This window comes from Desulfosarcina sp., assembly GCF_033791525.1.
Taxonomy (GTDB): Bacteria; Desulfobacterota; Desulfobacteria; order Desulfobacterales; family Desulfosarcinaceae; genus Desulfosarcina.
Window position 1 is genome coordinate 1 of the sequence record NZ_JASJGN010000301.1, and the last position, 19814, is coordinate 19814.

General features: G+C 52.0%; 19 protein-coding genes and 1 pseudogene. 7 read left to right on the forward strand and 13 right to left on the reverse strand.

From position 1 onward, the window contains the following. Positions 1 to 378 precede the first annotated feature (378 nt). The 3 genes and pseudogenes from QNK41_RS15005 to QNK41_RS15015 all read left to right on the forward strand — a co-directional run bounded on the left by QNK41_RS15005 (position 379) and on the right by QNK41_RS15015 (position 6929). Positions 379 to 1776 (forward strand): annotated as a pseudogene (locus QNK41_RS15005) (sigma-54 interaction domain-containing protein). Between the two features lie 305 nt (positions 1777 to 2081). Beyond that, positions 2082 to 3860, forward strand: a complete 1779-nt coding sequence (gene acsA, locus QNK41_RS15010; RefSeq protein ID WP_319258313.1) for an acetate--CoA ligase — start codon at positions 2082 to 2084, stop codon at positions 3858 to 3860. Positions 3861 to 4220: 360 nt separating this feature from the next. Beyond that, positions 4221 to 6929, forward strand: coding sequence for a bifunctional acetate--CoA ligase family protein/GNAT family N-acetyltransferase (locus QNK41_RS15015; protein ID WP_319258314.1), 2709 nt, complete (start codon positions 4221 to 4223; stop codon positions 6927 to 6929). A 22-nt stretch (positions 6930 to 6951) separates the two neighbouring features. Here QNK41_RS15015 and QNK41_RS15020 read toward each other — a convergent pair whose 3' ends face one another. After that, positions 6952 to 7203 carry an acyl carrier protein gene (locus QNK41_RS15020; protein WP_319258316.1) on the reverse strand — a complete coding sequence of 84 codons (252 nt, stop codon included), beginning with the start codon at positions 7201 to 7203 and terminating at the stop codon, positions 6952 to 6954. A gap of 314 nt (positions 7204 to 7517) precedes the next feature. On the opposite strand from QNK41_RS15020, the gene QNK41_RS15025 reads away from it, so the two are divergent. After that, the gene (locus QNK41_RS15025; RefSeq protein ID WP_319258318.1) at positions 7518 to 7970 is read left to right on the forward strand and encodes a universal stress protein; all 453 of its coding nucleotides are present in this window, start codon (positions 7518 to 7520) and stop codon (positions 7968 to 7970) included. A gap of 266 nt (positions 7971 to 8236) precedes the next feature. On the opposite strand, the gene QNK41_RS15030 is transcribed toward QNK41_RS15025, so the two are convergent. The 7 genes from QNK41_RS15030 to QNK41_RS15055 all read right to left on the reverse strand — a co-directional run bounded on the left by QNK41_RS15030 (position 8237) and on the right by QNK41_RS15055 (position 13691). Further along, on the reverse strand, positions 8237 to 9157 hold the full coding sequence (locus tag QNK41_RS15030; protein ID WP_319258319.1) for a diguanylate cyclase: 921 nt from the start codon (positions 9155 to 9157) through the stop codon (positions 8237 to 8239). 138 nt (positions 9158 to 9295) lie between these two features. Further along, positions 9296 to 10366: an AIR synthase family protein gene (locus QNK41_RS15035; RefSeq protein WP_319258321.1), complete on the reverse strand. Its 1071-nt coding sequence runs from the start codon at positions 10364 to 10366 to the stop codon at positions 9296 to 9298. 127 nt (positions 10367 to 10493) lie between these two features. Beyond that, positions 10494 to 10739, reverse strand: a complete 246-nt coding sequence (locus tag QNK41_RS23095) for a rubredoxin-like domain-containing protein (RefSeq protein ID WP_413815161.1) — start codon at positions 10737 to 10739, stop codon at positions 10494 to 10496. Between the two features lie 78 nt (positions 10740 to 10817). Further along, positions 10818 to 11270 carry a universal stress protein gene (locus QNK41_RS15040; RefSeq protein ID WP_319258322.1) on the reverse strand — a complete coding sequence of 151 codons (453 nt, stop codon included), beginning with the start codon at positions 11268 to 11270 and terminating at the stop codon, positions 10818 to 10820. Positions 11271 to 11650: 380 nt separating this feature from the next. Continuing rightward, a complete protein-coding gene (locus QNK41_RS15045; protein WP_319258324.1) occupies positions 11651 to 12580 on the reverse strand; it encodes a universal stress protein in 930 nt (309 codons plus the stop codon). 22 nt (positions 12581 to 12602) lie between these two features. Beyond that, the gene (locus QNK41_RS15050) at positions 12603 to 13073 is read right to left on the reverse strand and encodes a universal stress protein (RefSeq protein WP_319258326.1); all 471 of its coding nucleotides are present in this window, start codon (positions 13071 to 13073) and stop codon (positions 12603 to 12605) included. Between the two features lie 27 nt (positions 13074 to 13100). Beyond that, complete coding sequence (locus QNK41_RS15055) at positions 13101 to 13691, reverse strand: hypothetical protein (RefSeq protein WP_319258328.1); 591 nt, start codon at positions 13689 to 13691, stop codon at positions 13101 to 13103. A 9-nt stretch (positions 13692 to 13700) separates the two neighbouring features. Here QNK41_RS15055 and QNK41_RS15060 point away from each other — a divergent pair, with 9 nt between their 5' ends. Further along, positions 13701 to 14018, forward strand: a complete 318-nt coding sequence (locus tag QNK41_RS15060; protein ID WP_319258329.1) for a hypothetical protein — start codon at positions 13701 to 13703, stop codon at positions 14016 to 14018. A gap of 472 nt (positions 14019 to 14490) precedes the next feature. Then, complete coding sequence (locus tag QNK41_RS15065; RefSeq protein WP_319258331.1) at positions 14491 to 14829, forward strand: hypothetical protein; 339 nt, start codon at positions 14491 to 14493, stop codon at positions 14827 to 14829. Between the two features lie 14 nt (positions 14830 to 14843). Here the strand turns inward: QNK41_RS15065 and QNK41_RS15070 are convergent, their stop codons facing one another. Together QNK41_RS15070 and QNK41_RS15075 are read right to left on the reverse strand one after the other, a co-directional pair. After that, positions 14844 to 15203, reverse strand: a complete 360-nt coding sequence (locus QNK41_RS15070) for an antibiotic biosynthesis monooxygenase family protein (RefSeq protein ID WP_319258332.1) — start codon at positions 15201 to 15203, stop codon at positions 14844 to 14846. Between the two features lie 92 nt (positions 15204 to 15295). Continuing rightward, a complete protein-coding gene (locus tag QNK41_RS15075; protein WP_319258334.1) occupies positions 15296 to 15634 on the reverse strand; it encodes a DUF5320 domain-containing protein in 339 nt (112 codons plus the stop codon). 38 nt (positions 15635 to 15672) lie between these two features. On the opposite strand from QNK41_RS15075, the gene QNK41_RS15080 reads away from it, so the two are divergent. Further along, positions 15673 to 15843, forward strand: a complete 171-nt coding sequence (locus QNK41_RS15080; RefSeq protein WP_319258336.1) for a hypothetical protein — start codon at positions 15673 to 15675, stop codon at positions 15841 to 15843. Between the two features lie 155 nt (positions 15844 to 15998). Here the strand turns inward: QNK41_RS15080 and QNK41_RS15085 are convergent, their stop codons facing one another. The 3 genes from QNK41_RS15085 to QNK41_RS15095 all read right to left on the reverse strand — a co-directional run bounded on the left by QNK41_RS15085 (position 15999) and on the right by QNK41_RS15095 (position 19396). Continuing rightward, complete coding sequence (locus tag QNK41_RS15085; RefSeq protein WP_319258337.1) at positions 15999 to 16343, reverse strand: DUF134 domain-containing protein; 345 nt, start codon at positions 16341 to 16343, stop codon at positions 15999 to 16001. Positions 16344 to 16806: 463 nt separating this feature from the next. After that, positions 16807 to 17475: a DUF1638 domain-containing protein gene (locus QNK41_RS15090; RefSeq protein WP_319258339.1), complete on the reverse strand. Its 669-nt coding sequence runs from the start codon at positions 17473 to 17475 to the stop codon at positions 16807 to 16809. A gap of 10 nt (positions 17476 to 17485) precedes the next feature. Beyond that, positions 17486 to 19396 carry an FAD-dependent oxidoreductase gene (locus tag QNK41_RS15095; protein WP_319258340.1) on the reverse strand — a complete coding sequence of 637 codons (1911 nt, stop codon included), beginning with the start codon at positions 19394 to 19396 and terminating at the stop codon, positions 17486 to 17488. Positions 19397 to 19814 lie beyond the last annotated feature (418 nt).

Sequence of the window (19814 nt, forward strand, 5' to 3'; positions counted from 1 at the left end):
ACGTTCAGCTGTTTGCCGGGTTTTGTGCACGGAAAGCACTCTTTTTTGAGGTTTGTCCAATTCGCGGGTGTCATAGATCAATGCAAACATGCGGCACCTCCTCTGTTTTGGGTTCGGTTAGTTATTTCGTCTGCATTAATAGTGCCGTTTTTCTTAAAACGGTTTGCCTTTGCTAAAGGTGGGCTCATTATGCTGCGTTCCTATCAATAATCGTGGGGGATGCCCTTCACGTGAAGCATCAAATGAATCATGCCAAGATAAATTTTCGATTGTCTTGGCAACATACATTTTTTTCTTGACCGAAATCGAAATCTGCAGCAAAAAGTAACGCATGGTAACGTTTCGTAACGCAAGCCTAACTTTGAAAGGGTGCTTCCCATGACCGACAAGATCCATGAGATCTGGAATGTGCGATTCGTCAACCGGATTATCGACTCCATGGCCGACGGGGTGTTCACAATGGATGCCGGTGGGCGAATTTCTTCCTGGAACCCCTCCATGGAACGGATCAGCGGGTATTCGGCCAAGGAGGCGCTGGGAAAAACCTGCCAGTTGCTCGAGTGCAGCCGCTGTTTTGGCAAAAGCTGCCCGGCAAGCATTGAAAAATGCCGGATCGTGGAAAAAGGGCAGTCGGAAGCCAAGGAGTGCCATGTGCGGCATAAGGATGGCCATAATGTGTCGGTGATCAAAAATGCCAGTGTGGTTAAAAACGACGACGGCCAGGTCCTCGGCATCGTCGAGACGGTCACCGACATGACCGAAATGATGCGGGCGCGCAAAAAGGCTGAAGATGCGGTGTTTCGACTGGGAGAGATCCACCGCATGGACAACATCATTGGCAAAAGCCGGGCCATGCAAAAGGTCTTCCAGGCGATCCGTGCGGCCGCCGCCAGCGAGGCGACCATCCTGATTCAAGGGGATAGCGGTACCGGCAAAGAACTGGTTGCCGGCGCGATCCATTTCAACAGCGACCGCCGGGAAGGCCCCTTGGTGGCGGTTAACTGCAGCGCCCTGTCCGAAAATCTGCTGGAAAGCGAGCTGTTTGGCCACGTCAAGGGTTCTTTTACCGGCGCCAATCGGGATCGTATGGGACGATTTGAAGAGGCCTCCGGTGGGTCGATCTTTCTGGACGAAATCGGTGAACTTAGCCCGTATATTCAGGTGTAGCTTTTGCGGGTGCTGCAGGAAAGAGAGGTCGAGCGCGTTGGCGATTCGCGGAGACATAAGATCGACATCCGGATTATTACGGCCACGCACAAAGACCTTTATGCCCGGGTGCGGGAAGGGCTCTTCAGGGAGGATTTGTACTACCGGTTGAAAGTATTCCCCATCCACCTGCCACCGTTGCGCGAACGAAGGGAGGATATCCCGATTCTCGCGGACCATTTCATTAAAAGCATGAACAAAAAAACAGGTAAGCAGATAGCAGGCTTTTCAACGGCGGCAATGCGTGTATTCATGGATCATCCATGGCCGGGAAACGTCCGTGAACTGGAAAATGCCATTGAGCATGCTTTTGTGCTATGCAATCGCAAAGAGATCGATATCTTCGAACTTCCCATTGAAATTCGCCAGCCCGACACCGTGGGAATTTTCTATGACACACCCCACGCAAAAGTAAAGGTGCACAAAAAAGTTACCCGGGATGGCTTGCTCGAACTCCTCGATACCTGCGACTGGAACAAAGCTGAGGTCGGGCGGCGGATCGGGCTGAGCCGCACGGCCATCTGGAAATACATGAAAAAGTGGGATATCCCTCTTCAGAAAGAAGAATAATCTCAGGTTTGCGCTGCGCCCATGACACCCACAGGGGAGACCTTCGTCGTCCCATGCAACCTGGTAAGGGCCTAAAATTTTCAAAATTCAATATATACAGGTTTCGAATGTTTGCGAAATCGGATTCGAAATTCCTCCATTCTTGCCTGTAAAGTGGATCAACCTTCCAAGAAAATAAATTCTAAACGTTTGTATTGTTTTATGTTTTAGGCAAAAATACATCTGGTATAATTTTTGCTTTTTGATTGGTGAGAAAGAGAAAGATATCTTTTTCCATTGGTCAGGTATGGTTAGACAATCCATCGATGATTGAAAAACATGAAATGAGCCGGGCACCGATAAAAAAATCTTCAAAATCATGGCGCGTTAAACCCCATCTGCTGGACTATGAAAAAGCCTGCGCCGGCTTCACCTGGGAGAAAATTCGCCATGAACTGGACGGTCTGCCGGGCGGCCTGGGTCTGAACATTGCCCACGAGGCGGTCGACCGTCACACCAACGGGCCACGCCGCGATCAGCCGGCCATCAGATGGTTGGGCCAGGACGGCACAATACTGGATTTGACTTACGCGGATCTCCAAGCGCAAACGAACCGGTTTGCCAACGTGTTAGCTACGCTTGGTGTGCATAAAGGCGATCGGGTGTTCACCTTGACCGGTAGGATTCCCGAGCTTTATATCGCCGCCATCGGCGCATGGAAGCAGGTTTCCGTTTTTTGCCCTCTATTTTCGGACTTTGGTCCGGAACCCATCTACCAGCGATTACGCAGGGGTGACGCCAAGGTCCTGGTGACTACCAAACGGCTGTACCGGCAGAAAGTCGCTGATCTGCGGGAGCGCTTGCCGCAACTAACCCATGTTCTTTTGACGGATGCTAAAAAAGACCTTAGCGACGGTGTCCGGTCGCTGCCCCACTGCATGGCGCAAGCCTCCGGCACGTTTGTGATCCCTCCCACCGATCCGGAGGAGATGGCGATTTTGCATTTTACCAGCGGCACCACGGGTATGCCCAAGGGCGCCGTGCATGTACACCATGCTGTCCTTACCCATTACATGACAGCAAAATATGTGTTGGATTTCCATCCCGAAGACGTGTTCTGGTGTACGGCGGATCCCGGTTGGGTCACGGGAACCTCGTACGGTATTGTTGCACCGTTGGTTCACGGCATCAAAAACATCATTGTGGAGGCCGATTTTGATGCCCAGGGCTGGTACCGCATACTGGAAAAAGAGAAAGTGACCATCTGGTACACGGCGCCCACGGCCATCCGCAGGATGATGCGCTTAGGCATCGAACCGCGTAACCAATACGACCTGCGTCACTTGCGCCTCATTCACAGTGTCGGTGAGCCACTTAACCCCGAAGCTGTCGTATGGGGGCAGCAGGCCCTGGGCTTGCCGATTCATGACAACTGGTGGCAGACCGAAACCGGCGGCATCATGATCGCCAATTTCCCTGCCGTTGCTATCCGGCACGGATCTATGGGGCTTGCTTTACCTGGTATCGACGCTGCCATCGTTCGCCGCGTAACCCCAAAATCCATCGAGGTGATAAAGGAACCTGGCGTTCAGGGCGAACTGGCGCTCAAGCCCGGCTGGCCCTCCATGTTTCGGGGATATCTGCACGATGACCAGCGTTATAATAACTGCTTCAGGGACGGCTGGTATCTCACCGGCGACATGGCCCGGCGAGACGCCGATGGATATTTCTGGTTTGTCGGGCGCGCCGACGACATCATCAAAACCTCGGGACACCTGGTGGGTCCGTTTGAAGTGGAGAGTGCGCTGATGGAACATCCGGCGGTGGCCGAAGCCGGCGTTATCGGCAAGCCTCACCCGATGCTCGGAGAGCTTGTCAAAGCCTTTGTATCGCTTAAGCCGGATTCAGTACCCAGCGACAAGCTGCGTCTTGAGCTTATCGGTTTTGCCCGCAAGAAGTTAGGGCCGGCAATCGCGCCAAAAGCGATCACGTTTCAGGAGAACCTGCCCAAGAATAAAGCCGGTAAAATCATGCGACGGCTGCTCAAAGCCCGTGAACTTGGAATGGCCGAGGGCGATACTTCGACCCTTGAAACCTTCCCTTAGGATTGGGGACGAAACAAAGTTCACAATCCTTAGGCGCCTAATCCTGAGATTCTTGTTTTATGCCAAAAAACAAAAGACAAATAGTAAAAAAATTACAATAACCAAAAACCAAATGACAAATAAATCACAATACCCAAATTCAAAACCCTTTGATCTTGAAGAAAGGACATTCCAATCATCAAGATTGGAGAAATCAAAATGACAATTAACTGCTGGTTTTTGCCCGTATTTAAAAATGGTAGTTTGTTATTTAAGCTTTGGTGCTTGCGATTTGTTGTTACCGGTTTATCCGGGTGAGGTAGTATACTTTGAACCCTGAACCCTGAACCCTGAACCCTGAACCCTGAACGGTGAACGGCAATGACTGTCCGAAATCTTAAGTGCATGTTCAACCCCGCTGCGGTCGCCCTGGTGGGAGCAAGCCAAAGACCAGGCTCCATCGGGACCCTGATTGCTAAGAATTTGGTAAATGCCGGCTTTAAAGGCGACATCCTTCCTGTTAATCCGAAATACAAGAGCATTGAAGGGCTCCCGGCCTATCCGGATGTGCAGAGCTTGCCCAAAACCCCGGAGCTTGCCGTGATCGCCACGCCGCCGGATACGGTTCCGGGGCTGATTGAAGACTTCGGCCGGCGAGGTACCCGGTCGGCGGTGGTGATCACGGCCGGATTCGGCGAAGGTGGCAGCGAAAAAGGAGAAAGGCTGTGCGGCCGAATGCTCGACGCGGCCCGCCCCCATCTGCTGCGTATCGTGGGCCCCAACTGCCTGGGAATAATGGTGCCCGGGGTGGGTCTTAATGCGAGTTTCGGACATGTTCAGCCGCTTCGTGGAAATATCGCGTTTGTCGCCCAGTCGGGAGCGATTCAGACATCTGTACTTGACTGGGCCACGTCGAAGGGAATCGGGTTTTCCCATTTTGTGTCCGTGGGCGACATGTCTGATGTCGATTTCGGCGATATGCTCGATTATCTGACCGCCGATTATAGTGCCAAGGCGATCCTGCTTTACATCGAGGCCATCACCCATGCCCGCAAGTTCATGTCCGCGGCCCGGGCGGCGGCCCGGGTGAAACCGGTGATCGTGGTCAAAGCCGGACGACATGTTGAGGGCGCCCGGGCCGCCGCTTCCCATACCGGAGCCTTGGCCGGAGCCGATGATGTCTACGACGCTGCCTTTCAGCGGGCCGGGATGCTGCGGGTGATGGATATGCAGGCCCTCTTCGATGCCGTGGAAACCCTGGCCATGTCCCATCGGTTTTCAGGAGATCGTCTGGCCATCCTGACCAATGGCGGCGGCGTGGGTGTGCTGGCCACCGATGTTCTGATCGATAAAAAGGGGTGCCTGGCCGAGCTGTCTCCTGAAACCATGGCGCGGCTTAACAGCGTTCTTCCGCACACCTGGTCACACAATAATCCAGTAGACATCATCGGTGATGCGCCGCCGGAACGCTATACCGAGGCGTTAACGGCGCTTCTTGAAGATAAGGGGGTCGATGCCATTCTTGTCCTAAACTGCCCCACGGCAGTGGCTTCAAGCACAGAGGCCGCCCGGGCGGTGGTCGACACGCTGAAAGCAAACGGTTCAAAGGCCGCTTCCCGGGGCATCTTCACCAGCTGGCTGGGGCTCGATTACGCCAGTGAGGCCCGTAAGATGTTTGCCGAGAACCGGATTCCGACCTATGACACCCCGGCCGACGCGGTTCGCGGATTTATGCAGCTTGTGCGTTACCGCCGCAGCCAGGAAATGCTCATGGAGACACCCCCCACCATCCCGGAAGTCTTCGCGCCGCAAACGGACAAGGCTCGCGGCATTGTTGATACGGCCCTGTCTGAAGGGCGCATTTGGCTGACCGAAACCGAGGCAAAAGCCGTTCTGGCCGCTTACCAAATCCCTGTGGTCCAGACCTACGAAGCGTCGACACCCGAACAGGCGGCCGAGATTGCCGCCAGGATCGGTGGACCGGTGGCACTAAAGATCCTATCCCCTGATATCACCCACAAGTCTGATGTGGGGGGCGTGGCCTTGGATCTTGCCTCTGTAGAATCGGTTCAAAAAACCGCCTGGGCCATGCAGGAACGAATCCGGGAAAACCAACCCGGGGCAAGAATTACCGGTTTTACCGTTCAGCCCATGATTCACCGCCCCAACGCCCATGAACTGATTGTCGGGATCAGTGATGATGTGCAGTTCGGCCCGGTAATTCTGTTCGGCCAGGGGGGTACAGCCGTCGAGATCATTCAGGATAAGGCCATTGCCCTGCCGCCGCTTAACATGCACCTGGCCCGGGAAGTGATGACCCGTGCGCGCGTATACCGTCTGCTTGAAGGATACCGTGGCAAGCCGGCCGCAGATCTGGACAGCATTGCGCTGACCCTGGTCAAGGTGTCGCAACTGATCAGCGATATCGGAGATATCGTCGAACTGGATATCAATCCGCTGCTTGCCGATGAACAGGGTGTCGTGGCACTGGACGCACGTATTAAGGTCGTCAAGTCGCATCTTTCCGCTACCCAGCGCCTGGCGATTCGCCCATACCCCAAGGAGCTCGAGGAGACGCTTACTCTTTCCGGTGGCCAAACGTTGCTGCTGCGCCCCATACGGCCTGAGGACGAACCGTCCCTGCAAGCGCTTTTCGCCAACCTCTCCATGGAGGAGATCCGCCTGCGATTTCTGCATCCCATGAAAATTTTATCCCACAAACTGGCGGCGCGTTTGACCCAGATCGACTATGACCGGGAGATGGCCATGGTCCTTTGCGAGCCGCCTATTCAAAAAGAACCGCGGCAAAAAGAACCGGAGCTATTTGGCGTGGTGCGATTTGCGGCAGATCCGGACAACGAACGCGCGGAGTTCGCCATCCTCCTGCGGCGCGACATGACCGGTATGGGGCTCGGGCCGATGCTCATGCGCCGCATTATCGATTACGCCAAGAACCGGGGTATCGGCGAGATTTTCGGGGAGGTGTTGGCCGAGAATAGATCCATGTTGAGGCTCTGCAAGGCATTCGGTTTTACCAAACGGCGCGACCCGGAAGAACCCGGTGTTTTAGTCGTTGAATTGGCACTGTGAGGGGCGATGGATTCGTGAACGACTATGGGTCAATTTTGGATTTTAAATACGCGATGCAACCCTTTAGCGTTGCCAGTTGCGGGTAGTCTGCCTCGGGGATATCCACTCTCAGCTGTTCTTGAAGCGCAACGGCGAAGTTCATAAAATCAACTGAATCGAAATCGAACTGGTCGCGGAACCGAAGGGCAGGATCGAGATTTTCGATATCGGCTTCCGGTGCAATCTCGCCGATAATGCCCAGAGCCACTTTTTTGATTTGATCGTCGGTCAACATTTTTCGTACCTGTTGGTTCGTGTTTTGCTTCTTATAAAATTATATCTCTTGAAACGTAAGCGTTCAGAGGTTCAGGGTTCACCGTTCTGGGTTGGCTTTCATTCCTTGACCTTGCTCGTAGGTTACCAAGGTCCTGATTCGACCGCCAATCGTGGCGCAAGCACCTCCGGCATGTAACCGTTCATTGGATCAGTGTTTACCGTTAATGGTCACTTTGGCTGAGGTTCTCGGTGCACCCGTAACCTCTGAACCCTGAACCTTTGAACGGCTACCTTAAAACCGTTAAATCAGTCAACAGATAAAAGGAGGTCACCATGTATGAAACAATCTTGGTCCCTTTGGATGGATCAAAACGAGCGGAGGCGATATTGCCCCATGTGGAAGAACTGGCCCGGCGTTTTGGTGCCAAAGTGATCTTCCTGCGAATTGTGGAGGATGTAATGATGCTGGGCTATGATGAGGTGGTTGATCTATCGATGTATCAGCAGGATCACGATCGACTCAAAAAGGAAGCAAAATCATATTTGGCCGGATTGGAGGGGGTGTTTAAGGAGAAAAAAATCAACGCTAAAAAGATCGTCTCTTCATACGGCTCTGTTGTACAGTCAATTATTGATACAGCCGCAAGGGAGGGTGCGGATCTCATCGCAATGGCCAGTCACGGCCGGGGAAGCCTCTCCCGGGTTTTTTATGGAAGTGTGGCCGCCGGCGTATTACACAGCATAGACCGACCCTTGCTGATTATCAGATCGCGGGGCGTCGAATAATTTTTTATTTCTGCAAGATTGTCCTGAAATAAAGCAGAACTACATTTTCAACAGGAACACTTTCGAATCTAAAACCATGCTCTTTGCATATTCCTGACAACGCTTCTTCTGAAAACAAGCGACCTCTGATTGTGCTTTGAAGACTGTTTCGATCGGGTACAGGGACGCTACAAAGAAAAACACCGCCGGGAACCAAGACTCTTTTAATTCTTGGACCACAACTTTATCGTGTTGAATTGAGGATGCCTTCCATTGAGCGAGTACGTTTACTTTACGTTCCTTCGAGCATTTTTCAAGGCCGGCCTAATCTCTTCATATGCGATAGCTTGATTACGTCCGCCATACTTTGCAGCGTATAGTGCCTCATCGGCACGGATGATATTGTCATTTATAGTGATATTGATCGCCATTTTTGCAATACCGAAAGACGCTGTAATTTTCACTTGTTTGTCATTATCCAGGTCAATAGGTAGCGATAACAACCCAATCCGCAACCGGTTCACAATTTTCTTGGCCTTGTCCAGCTTCGTATTTGGTAAACAGATAAGAAATTCTTCCCCACCGTAACGACACATCGAATCATAGGGGCGTAGTTTGCCGGTTAAGTAGTGTGCAACGGCCCGCAACACCCTATCGCCAACCAGGTGGCCATAAGTGTCATTTATGGCTTTGAAATGATCAAGGTCTACCATACAAATGCAACATGGTTGACCGGTACGTGATGCTCGTTCATATTCATAGGAGAGAATCCGAAAAAAAGCCTGCCGGTTGAAAATATCTGTCAGAGGATCAATTTCAAATAGGACTTCACGAAGTTCATCTCTCAAGTCAAAGATCTTTTTGGAGAAATCCTGTTCCTTAGCTATGAAAAAATCGTAATCTTTGATGGAAATAGTTCCATAATGTTTTATTTTATCAGCTAAGACAAAGGCTTTATTATGCAAATCGCGGTGGATTTGACCAATTAATATAAAAACCGAATGGTCACTCAAGATTGGGGAAGACTGGCTGTAGTACCATTGGCCAAAACCACATTTCCGGTAAGAATCCTTTAAAAAACATGTACTTGCTAATGGTTGACCGAATATCAGGCTGCGATGCCAATCATTAAGCCATCCGCGATGTTCGGAGACAGCCTGTTCAAGCACTTGAATAATAAGCTTAATTTTTTCAGTGGTAAAACGCATACGGAATGTAAACTTACCCGAGTTTGTAAGGATTGATTGAGATGCACTGGAACCGGTGATTGGTTAACCACTTTTTCCGCCACGCTCCCAAAGATCACGTGCTCAAACCTTTTTTCTTAATTCACACCCATTCCATCACTACCCCTCCCGTGGGTAGAGGGTCCACATACGGGTTAATTCATCTTCTTCACACCGAATTTGACGATAGTGTTTGGTTTCTTCCTTGCGAAGGAGACTCACACCGGTGCCATCTGAAACTTGACCCACATCGGACAAAAGAACCCCAATCTTTGTCAAAGCATTCCTCACGTCCTTTACCCTATCGGGCGGAACAGTGGCCGCCAGGGTCCCGGAAGAAATCATCCGAAGCGGGTCGAATTGGAACGTCTGGGCCAAGCGAGCAACCACAGGGCGGATTGGCAGTCTGGAATGATCCACCTCCATACCGACTCCTGATAGATGGGCAATCTCCAATAAGGTCTCCAAAAGTCCGCCACGGGTCACGTCATGTATAGCCGTTGCCCCCAGTCCAGCGATTGCTAAGGCTTCCGGAACAACGCTCACCTCGCTCATTAAGTGGTGCGCTTTCTCTATGTCTCTTTCGCTTAACCCCAATTTTAGTGCTACGTCGCTAAAGTCCTGAGCCAGAATGGCCGTTCCTTCCAAGGCAATACCCTTGGTAACCAGCACATGGTCGCCGATTTGAGCTCCGCTGGTCCGAACCAGCTTACGGCCTGATGCTGATCCCAATGCGGTGACAGCGACCAATGGCCTGGATAATCCAGAAGTATAACCGGTGTGACCGCCGATGATGGAGACGCCAATCTCCTTAGCTGCGCGATTAGCGTCACGCATGATTTGCTCCAGCAGATCCTCATCACCCACTGTCGGAACCAAAACCAATAGCTGGATCCAGCGGGGAGGGGCTCCACTGGTGGCGACGTCGTTGCAGGCCACGTGGACAGCCAGCCAGCCGATGTTGCCTATGGCACCAACGATTGGGTCTACATGGGAGATCAGGACATCACCTCCAACTCGCGTTAGCGCAACATCTTCGCCGAAAGCAGCTCCTAAGAGAACATCGGGGTCTTCGGTTTCAGTAAATGGGAACACACGCCGCTCTAAAACTTCCAAAGAAAATTTGGACATGGTGAAGCCCTTGTAAGCCGATAGAAAGTTAAAGGTAACGGAAAAGCGATTATCAGTCAAACAGGTCTGCGAAGGGATAGGTATAGCAAAAAGAACACTTTATATGTACGTTGGACCAACACCGTAAAGCGCTTGGCGTTACTTTCCTTCCATTGATTGTCACACCCCAAAGGGGATGCGATTTTTCCTACAATCTGGGATCAATATTACCCGGACCGCCACAATCAGGAAGGTAGCAAGTGACATCGATGAAATCGCACCGTTTGCCACATTCTGGGCAAATCTCCGGCGGCTTTGCGGCCGTAATGAGAAATCCGCACCGATCACATTTCCAGTAAGTCAGACCGCAACTGGGACAGATATCTCCTACGAAACTGCCGTCTGCCGTGTATCCACAGTGAGCACACACCCAGTTTTTTCTTTTGTCTTCCATTCCATCTACCCCCTATAATGGCCGAGATTGATATGCAACACCGGTTCGCCATCGGTTACAAGGGTTTGAAATGTGAGTTCACTTGAGTTGGTAAGGATTGATTGAAAGTACGGGAACCGGTGATTTCTTAACCACTTTTTCCGCCACGCTCCCAAAGATCACGTGCTCCAATCCTTTTCGGCCATGTGTTCCCAAAATTACCAGGTCTATGTTTTCGGATTCAATGGCCTTTAGAATTTCATCTGCGGCATCTCCGGAAACGACCCTTTTTTGAAAATTGGGGCAGCTTTGCAACTGATTTTCACAAATTGTGTCCATGGCCTTTTTAGCGACCTCATTGGCTTCTTTTTGGAAGTTATCCATAGAAGGATGGGGTACATAGAGCTTGCCCCATTTATTGAGATCCTGCACCACATGCAGTAGGTAAACGAGACTGTTATATTTCTCGGAGAGCGACAATACATAAGGCAGAATCTTTGACGAATTTTCTGTCAAATCCAATGGGAAGAGAATCTTCTTAATTTCTAGCATAGCTTTAACCCCCTTTATTTTTTTATTTCCATTTTCTTCTTGTGTCTCTAATGTTCTTGCTACTGTTTGAATACATAATAAATCTGTGATCGCCCCAGGACAACAAAAATGGAGAGCTATTCGTCGTAATAACCAGATCTATTCTCGCGTCATCGCCGTTCCACACTTGGGGCAGCGCTGCTCATTGCAGGGAGTCCTAACTTGGTGTGGCACGCTTTCCCCACAGCTCGGGCAGGCGCAGTATCCGCCGGGACCTGCCGAAAAGCCACCTCCCCGACCGCGGTCGTTTCCTTGACCTTTTCCCATTCCCTTGTCTGTTGAGGTTCCCTGGCCGCTTGAGCCTGATCCATCTCCTCTGGGCATTTTACGCACCTCCTTTTCTATGAAACAAGCCAAAGCGCGCGATCCGTTATCCTTTGGGTTACATAGCGAGAAACACTTCCAAAGAAGTGAGCACGGTCTGCTCCCCGCCTGCCGACGACCACTGTGCCGTAATTTCCCTTCTTGGCCTCCTCGAGGATCATTTTGCCCACTCTGGCCTTTCGTTTGGTGGTTTTGATTTCAATCCGGCCAGCGGCTATATCGGCGTTCTTTAATTGTTGCTCTGCATCGGAAAAAAATTTCCTGATCAATCGTTCCGAACCTTTAGCAACCATATCTTGAATGTCAGGATCATCCTTTCCGAGAGATATTGCGTCTATATCTTCTGCATCAGGGGATACATGAAAGAGACTATATTTTATCTCCGGGTTTTCTGAGAGCATAAATTTAACATGGTCGAGCGCGCGATACGAACTTTCGGAGCCGTCCACCGCCACCAGGATCCGTTGGCTCGTCACGTCTCCGTCCACCATCCACACCGGGATGACGTCGGCGTTTTCCAGTAAATCGGCACTGGTACTGCCCATAAAAGTTTTTTGAATCCGCGACAGGCCCCTTCGTCCCACCACGATGGCATCATAAATACCTTTGCGTGCATATTCCAGAATATCTTTTGATCGTCCTATCATCCTTGGCTGGGCAACCACTTCGATGCGTTTGTTGGGGACCCCCATTGTGATCATCCGTTCTTTTTGCTTTTTAAGGAGCATGTGTGCTTCCGCGGTGTTCTTTTTAATGACCTTTTTTAGGCTTGCATTGGCCTTTGGATCGGTTCTGGCCTCATCCAAAAGGTATTGCGAAATCATCGGTTGCGCATGAAAAAGGGTAAAGGTAACATCTTTCGAACCACTGAGTATGTGGGTTGCATACCGCAATGATTGATTCGAGTAGATCGAATCATCGACAGCCATCAAGACTTTTTTCTCCATGATAAGGACTCCTTTTTTAAAGTTATTCGACCACCCACACCGTGCAGTCGCGCGCATGGTTGACGATCTTGCTGGAGACACTGCCGAATAGAAACTCTTCGCTTCGTGAAATGCCCTGCCTGCCAACCACGATGGTGCTGCAATTCATTTGGCTGCGTTCCGCCAGAATGCACTCCGTCAGGGAGGGACAGTAGCGGAGCCTGGAACGGACCGATACATCCTGCGGTTCAATTCCATCACCGATCAGACGTTTTCGATAATTCTTAAGCATGGCATCCACTTTCAGCTTGTACTGGCCGAGCCATGTGTCTTTTTCAGCAGCGGTAGAAAAGAAATCTTCTTCGGGTTGACTGATGACGTGCAGGACTATCACCTTAAAACCTAGCACCCCTGCAAGCATTTGACCCACGTAGGATACCGCCCGGCTGGCGTTTTCCGACTCGTCCACGGCAATCAGGATGTTTTTGTTAAATTCCGTCTCATCCTTGATCATTTTTTCACTCCTCGATTTCAAGAACGTTCAGGTTGATGTTTGGTATGCTTTCAAATCATCCAACAATTGTAGTGTGTTTTCATAAAACCAATTCGCGCCTTTGGAAAAATGCATTAGAATCCGGTTGAGGGTCTCGGGAATGTAAGGGTAAATCTTTTTGAGATTGGCGACGCGATTGTTAAACACGATATTTAGATCGTCTTCTGCCAGCCTATCCAGAGCAGGGTGATCCTGTCTCTTCAACGCCGGCAGCAGTATATCTCCCATACCCACTAAAAATATCAACACGTTACCTAATCCAAAAAGATCGTAGCCGTATACATTTTCCCGGTGCCGATAGTTAAAGTCAAAATCGATCCATCGGTACCGCCCGCTATGGCGATCTATCAGAATATGATCGCGCCGGATATCTCCGTGTTTTTCGCCATGTTCGTGAAGAAAACGGATCGCCCCGATGCATTCAATAAAGTTGGTTAAAATGACAGGCAAACGTTCGTAAAAATAGGTCTGATGGTCCAGACTAAGCCCCTCAACATAATCATAAAGCGTTTGACCCTTGATAAAATCGAGCACGCGAATGAGGTTGTCCGCTTGATCCTTTATGGCATGGCCATGCATGAAGTTTTTATGGCCGGCAACCAGATCCAGAATGCGAGCCTCTTTTCTGGGGCTGCGAAAGCACTCGAAGGCGATGCTGCCGATATGGCTCGTAAACTTTTCGTAAAAGACCAGCTTGAGGATCTTCAGGTTTCCGTTTTTCAGATCAATGGCGCGCTTGACCCAAAATTTGACATCGTCATCGATTCCAAACCGTCCTTCCCTGGCATTATGGCGAATGAGATAGGGGCTATCGCCAAGAACAACCACATCACCATATTCGACGCGGAAGAAATCCGTGGTGTCGGTATGAATTTGAAAGCGGTGGGTGCCATGGGAGGAAGGTAGCCACCGGGAAGCCATTTGCCGGAGGTCTTTTTGAGATGGGAGCGGTGTCATTTCGACGTTACCTTAAACAGTTTATCAAACTGCCCAAAATTCCTACCTTAATCGCATAGAAAATATGAGCGGATTTTGGTGTGAAGATCGTATCTGATCCGAAATCAAACATCTAAAGAACCGATTTTCAAGGCGTTGGCGGTTTATAAATCCTGCCGACCTGGCAGGTTTTAATGCCTGACCCGTCAAGTCGGACAGGACGTTATCCCGGTAGTGGATTGATTCGCACCGCGAGCAATCCATGCAAAAAACCTCTTCACCATCCAGGTTTTCGCAGGCCGTTTCTGAGTCAGCGCTTTTTTAGAGGCGGTAGGAATCGTCTGATGCTTGCCATTTTTTCCGTTTTCATTCTCGAAAGCCATGAACGATTTTCCTTTCACTAAAAAACAGCAGCAGAAATAGTGCCAATTCTGGATAAAAAATGAAAATCGTAATTCCCGCCACCACGCCGGGTCTTGGCGCCAGCGCAATCGATAACATTGTGAAATACAGGCGGCGTGCGTTTCCTCAAATGACTGGGGCTCCCCAACAACCGGACATGCAAATTGCCACAATAGCTGGTCTTCAGCTGCCTAAGTTCTGTAAAGCCGCAAGGCAGTTCTTCAGCATTATCCCCGTGTTCGGCGTTATTCTATTGGTGGGATTTTGGCGTGAACGTGCTGGGTGCATTGCTCGTGGCGGCAGCGTTACTTTACATTTGCGAAAGACACAGAAAATCGCAATGACCCGACAAGCGAGAGTCGGAAAGATTCTGGGCTGACTTTAACATCACCGTTATAGGGGAATATCCGTTGATGGCACGTTTCGCTTCTCTTCTTTATACGCTGGCATAATACCGCCGACCAGGGGTTCATAGACGCGGTATTCGGTTTCTTCACCCGTGATGGTGTCGATTTCGTTCTGGATCGTGGTCCGTTCGTCGCTGTGAAGCCAGGTTTTCCAATCTTCCACGGAGCGCCAGGTGCTTCTCACCAGGTATTCGTCTTCACCGGCTGGATCGATGCACTTTAAGGTTTCGCCGGAGATATAGCCGGGCTGGGCCAGTGCGAGGGAGCGTAAGCGGACGATCAGGGGGGCCAGCGCCGCTTCTTTTTCATTGATAAATCGTCGTTTGATCAATACTTCGATAGCCATTGGTTGCTCCTTTCGGGGTGACGACAGTGGGGTACCGGGTTGTAGGGGCGTTGGATGTGAGCTCCCTTCAGGCCGGTACCCCCGATCAGTTGCTATTGGGACTCATCCTTTTCCAGTTCGGCGATTCTACGCTGAACGGATTCAAGGGATTGGCGCATGGCCTCGGCATCGGCCCGCAGCATCTCCATTTCATCGGTTTTGCTTACCGGGTGCCTGTTGCCATAGGCCTGCGGATAGGGAACGGCGCCGTAGGCCGGTCCGAACCCGTAACCACGGCCCCTGCCATATCCGCGCCTGAAACCCATGCCCCTGCCATAGCCGCCGCCGTAAACCGGCATGTCGGTTGGCCCTCCTGCGCGCCCGCAGGTTCCCCTGCGACCGCCGGTCATGGGTCCGGCCCCCATGGGACCGCTTCTGTCTAATCGTGGCATGATACGTTCCTCCTTGTTTGGGTTTTTGTTCAACGGTTTTGACCGCGACCGCCACCGCGACCGCCTCCCGAACCGCCACCTTGTCCCTGTCCACGACCGCCACCCCGGCCTTTACCCTGGCCGGCACCACGACCGCCGCGTCTTCCTCCTTGATCTTGCGGTTGGGCCGGCTGGCCGTTTTGGCCGCAGGGACCCTGTCCTCTGCCTGATTGTTGGCCCTGTCCGTCCGGGCCTTTTCCATCTCCTCTGGGCATATGATTCACCTCCCTCCTGTTTAGGGTATCTGTTCACCGTTCACTGTTTTTCAAACTTCTAAATTCTCAAAAAAAAGACCTCATCGTTATCCTTCGCCGGCATGCTCATGTTATTCTTGCCCACCCATGCGGCCCCGCCGACCCCGGCCTCGATGCCTTCGGCCACCACGGCGCATGGTATAGTCGCCGCCGGCAATTTTCAGGGCTTTGCCGGTGACCAGTGCTTCACCGACGATACCGCGGGCAGTGAATAAAATCCTGCCATAGGTCTGGCGGGACACCTGCATGAGGTTGGCCGCCGATTCCTGGTCTAGATGTTCGAAATCGCTTAATCGTATCGCTTCCAGTTCTTCGACCGACAGCATCACCTCCCCGGTGATCGGCACTCCCTGCGGGACAAAGGCGGCGATGGTCGGGTAACCGGATACGAATCTTGGTTTTTTGGGTCTCGGCACGCTGTTCTCTCCAGATAGTGGTCATTTGACTAAAACGTAATTGCTGAGAAACATGATGTCAAGCAATATTTAAGTCATTTGACTAAAATAAATATCCCCGGGTGTACCCGGGGATGTTGACTATCTATGGGTGATGAAGGTGATGAAAATTTCCCCTGAATCCGGGATGGGGTTATGCATCGGCAAGCATTGATTTGAACCGCGATAGCAAGCGCTAACCCCATCGCTTGCGGCGGGGTTAGCGAGCGAACTGGAGATCGATTTTTTATCCCTACGGTGAGGATTCCCCGCGGCTTGCCGCGGAGAGGGTCCAAACGGCCAGGCTTCACCGGGTACGGTATGATCGCATGCTATCATAGTCCCAAAGATAGAAGCCTTCCTCCCACACCGAGCCCAAATACAAGATTGAAGACCTTGATCAGAAGTGAATCTTTGAGACTGTAAGATAGCATCGGTAGTCAGGCTACCCTTGCACGCCGTTGCCATGCAGCTTTTCCGCTTGCTCGCTAAGCAGCATTTTAAAGCGGTCAAGGCTGACTGGATAGGGGATGATGGGAATCCCCATCCAGTCAGAATAGTCCAGAAAATCTTCCGGATGCTCGGCCATATAGGTGTCCAGGTAGCCCACCCCATCCAGAACAACGGCGCCGCCGGAATGCCTGGGGAAGTTTTCATTGGCCAGCCCCTTGTCCCACCCCTTGAAAACCTTGTGGCGAAACTTGATCCAGCCGGGAGTCATCCACCAGACCTTTTCTCCACCGGCTACTTCGGCGGCAATCCTTTCCCGTTCGGCTTCGCTGGCGAGCATGTCCATGCAGTGGGTGGCTTGAATCCGGGCCACACCGGCTCCCTGCTCGGTGATGATCTGCTGCATGGTGCGGGTCGGTTCGTCGGCATTGACGTAGCAGAATTTGCCGCCGTAGACCACCAGGACCTTGCCCGCTTTTTCCCTGGCTTTGGCAATCCGATCAAGCAGTTGACGCTCTAGTTCATGGATGTCTTCGTGCAGTCCCGGTGTCGTGAAAAACAAATGTTCCGTATCCAGAAACCCTTCGGCCCTTAGATGTTTCAGTTCGAGACTCAGGGTGCCACAAGAAACGATCGCAATGTCTGCAAAGGATATGTCAGTCATGTAAAACCTCCTAGTACTTTAGAGCCAGCGAATACCCGGCATGAACGGCCGTGTAAATGTCCAGGACCTTTTCAGCGTCACCGATCACCTCAACGGCTGTCGCCGCTTGTTCCATGGCCGGTTCCGGCCCCGGTGCGGAACGCATCCCCGAAGCCAATATGACCGTCTCAAACGGTTCCAAGGCCATGGTTTCGCCATCCTTTTCCACCACCACCCGGTCGCTTTCGAACGCCTTGACCGCCGTGTGAGGCATCAGGGCCACGTTGTTCATTTGGTCGATGCGCATCAGGGTCAGCTTTTTGGTGATCATCTCCATCATGCTGCCGATGGGATCCGTGCGTTTGGTGGCGGTCACATCCAGGCCCTCCGCACCGAGTTTCTCCGCGATTTCAAGCCCGGTCCGGCCGGCGCCGATCACCAGGACCCGCGGACCCTTGACCAGTTTCGCGCCGCTGAAGTATTCTATGGACGTCATGTTGTACTGGCTGTCGAGTCCCTTAATCTCAGGAATTTTCTGATGTGCCCCGGTAGCCCATACCAATAGATCCGGCTGGATGTCAGCCACCAGGTCCTTGTCCACGGCTCTTCCGGTCAGCACGACCTCGGCATTGGCTATTGCGCTGCATGCCAGATTGTCCAGGCTGTCTTGCATCTTCTGTTTGCCCGGTGCCTGCCACGCCAGGTTGAACTGCCCGCCGAGCTGCTTTTCCTTTTCGGCCAATGTGACGCGATGCCCGCGTTTGGAAAGGTACAGGGCGGCGCTCATCCCGGCCGGCCCGCCGCCGGCCACCAGAACATTCATGGGGTGAGCTGATTGTTCTAAGGCCGGCTGCCCGATCTCCGGATTGACGTTGCAACCGATGGGCTCTCCATTTTTGACACGGTGCAGGCATCCCTGCAGGCAGTACCCGCATGCTTTCACCTCATCGGGTTTCCCTGATTGCCACTTCTCGATCAGGTCGGGATCGGCAATCAGGGGGCGGCCCAGTGCGACCAGGTCGGCCAGACCTTCATCGATTACCTGGACAGCGCGGTCCAAGCGGCCCATCCGGCCGGCCGCAATCAAGGGCAAATCGGTTTGGGTGCGGACCCAGGCCAGTGAATCGATCTGGGGCTTTTCCGGCAAACGGGCGTGATGGAAATACCATGGCGGACTGAAGCATGCCGACCCCATTCCCACGTGAACGGCGCAGATTCCAGTCGCGGTCGCATACTTTAGCAGGGGCGCCAGATCCTCCGGCGAGATACCGAACGCCGGCGACATTTCATTGCCGGAAATGCGCAGTATACAGGGCAGGTCGGGGGCGCCCACTTTTACCGCCGATAGAACCGTCTGGGCGAACAGCAAGCGGTTTTGGCCGTAACGGTCGGTTCGTTGGTTGGTTTTCCCGTTGAGAAACTGCGACAATAGATATCCGTGGCCGCCCTGGACTTCAATCGCGTCGAAACCGGCAGCCACGGCCTTTTGCGCTGCCGAGCGGTATCCGTCCACGATGGCGCCGATTTCCGGTTCGGTCAGTACTTCGGATGTCGCGCCGGTGGTCGGACAGGTCATGGCCGATGGCGCTTTGGGGTTGACGCCCGTTGCTTTGGGGTTGGCCGCCGCACCGGCGTGGTTGAGATGCAGGCATGCCAACCGGTTTTTGGCATGAATCACATCTACGATTTTTTTCAGTTCGTCAGCACTTTCCGGAAGATGGATGCACAGTTGTTTGGGATGTTCCTTGCCCTCCACAGTGACCGCCACCGGCTCAATGATCAGCAAGCCCGGCCCATTTTCGGCAATTTGTCGATAATACGTCAGATGCCGATCGGTCACATTGCCCTTCGGCGTGCCGTAGGCCGTTTTAACCGGCGGAAAGATAAACCGGTTTGCCAAGGTCAAATTCCCCAGAGTCATCGTTTCAAACAGTCTTTGCATGGTTTGTCTCCTTATTACTATCCATCGGTTATTCCGGCTTTCCAGGATTGCTTCGATTCACCAAATGATCCAATTTGATCTAATTTAATTAAATCAATTATTATGCCACCTGGATCGGTGAGGGGGTTTGGAGATATGAACCGACGGCAGAACTCCGAATGTCGGCATCAGGGGCAAAGATTGGTCGGTGCATGGGCACCGTCATAAACGTTACATTTGCGCAGAGATAACGTAAGGTAACGTTACTTAACGGCTTTCGGTGGGTGTGGTTAAGGCCGGGAGGATATGGCATCTTGGGGTTTGGTTCTGTGTCTTCGTGCTTCCGAAATCCTCACCCCAAGCTACCATTTTATGGATGGGTATTAGTTGACGATGAACGGGGCCGGCATCGCGTCACCCGCAAGGGCCTTTTTGATCG